General features: G+C 64.6%; 2 protein-coding genes and 1 pseudogene. 1 reads left to right on the forward strand and 2 read right to left on the reverse strand.

Going from position 1 to position 1302, the window contains the following annotated elements; all coding sequences use genetic code 11:
• On the reverse strand, positions 1–329 hold a 329-nt coding region (locus EN969_RS31415), incomplete at its 3' end, for a GNAT family N-acetyltransferase (RefSeq protein ID WP_164758680.1).
• Entirely contained in the window at positions 326–1213 is an 888-nt protein-coding gene (serB, locus tag EN969_RS31420) for a phosphoserine phosphatase SerB (protein WP_082826478.1), read from the reverse strand. The genes EN969_RS31415 and serB, both read right to left, overlap by 4 nt.
• Between serB and EN969_RS31425 the strand changes: the two are divergent.
• Positions 1203–1302: pseudogene (locus tag EN969_RS31425) on the forward strand (tRNA (adenosine(37)-N6)-dimethylallyltransferase MiaA); the annotation flags it as partial. The gene serB and the pseudogene EN969_RS31425 sit on opposite strands and share 11 nt — an antisense overlap.

Consider the following 1302-nt stretch of genomic DNA (forward strand, 5'->3'; position numbering starts at 1 on the left):
GTGACATAGCCTTTGCCCCAGAACTCAGGTGCCAGCCGCCAGCCGATCTCGATGGTGCCGGCTGGCAGGGATGGCACATGATCGGTGTCGAGGAGACCGATGAAGCCGATGCATTCACCGGTGGCGGTGATCTCGGCGGCAGCAAAACCGTATCCGTCCTTCGTGGTCCAGGCCCGGAGCTCGTCCATCTTGGCATCCGCCTGGGCGCGGTCACGGCGGAATGGAAAGAACTCCATCACCCGGTCGTCGGAGTTGATGCGGTGGAACAGGTCGCGGTCGCGATCCTCCCAGTTGCGCAGGATCAGGCGCTCGGTACGCATTGGTTTCATTGCACAAAGTCCTCCTGCCTGTAGCCCTGAATATAGAGCAGCGCGGTCAGGTCGCCATGATCGATGCGGACCTTGGCCTGTGCCGCCACCGTCGGCTTAGCGTGAAGCGCGACACCGGTACCGGCAAGGCGGATCATGTCGAGATCATTGGCGCCGTCACCGACGGCAATGGCGTCGGCGGGCGTCAGGCCGAGGCGCGCTGAAATTTCGATCAGCGCGTCGGCCTTGGCGGCGCGGCCGAGGATCGGTTCGCCGACCAGGCCGGTGAAGCGCCCGTCCTGCTCGAGCAGGCGATTGGCGCGGTTCTCCTGGAAGCCGAGCATTGCGGCGATTCGCGTCGTGAACACCTCGAACCCGCCAGACACGAGTGCCGTCCAGGCACCGTTGGCGCGCATGGTCCGGACCAGAACACGGCCGCCCGAGGCCAGCGTCAGGCGATTGGCGACGATGCGATCGACCACGGTGGCGTCGAGGCCCTTCAGCAACGCCACCCGCTCGCGCAAAGCCGGTTCGAAGGCGATCTCGCCATTCATGGATCGCGCGGTAATCGTGGCAACATGATCCTTGACGCCGATCTCGTCGGCCAGCTCGTCGATGCATTCCTGGTCGATCATGGTCGAATCCATGTCGGCGATCAGGATTTTCTTGCGGCGGGTTTCTGCTTCTTGGACGATCACGTCGACCGACTCGCTGGCGAGTGCCGTGCGCAAGACGGCACTCGTAGCGGCCGCGTCGGCTGCCTCAGGCAGGACGAGATCGCAGGCGATACCTTCGGCCAGCCAGACAACAGCGCTTGCGCCGACCGACCGTGAGGCCATATTCGCAAGCGACAGCGACAAAGCGCGCTCAATGGGACGGGAAACAAGCGTGGCGATGAGCGGCATGGAACATTCCGGCGGGCAGGCGGGCAAGGGCCGCGTGAAGAACGCGATCCTGATAGCCGGGCCGGACGCCAGCGGCAAGTCGGCGCTTG

Source organism: Mesorhizobium sp. M7A.F.Ca.CA.003.01.2.1, assembly GCF_003998945.1.
GTDB lineage: Bacteria > Pseudomonadota > Alphaproteobacteria > Rhizobiales > Rhizobiaceae > Mesorhizobium > Mesorhizobium ciceri.

What these genes read in the sequence shown, in the direction of transcription:
- serB (WP_082826478.1), bottom strand. Translation starts at nt 1,213, where the DNA reads ATGCCGCTCATCGCCACGCTTGTTTCCCGTCCCATTGAGCGCGCTTTG.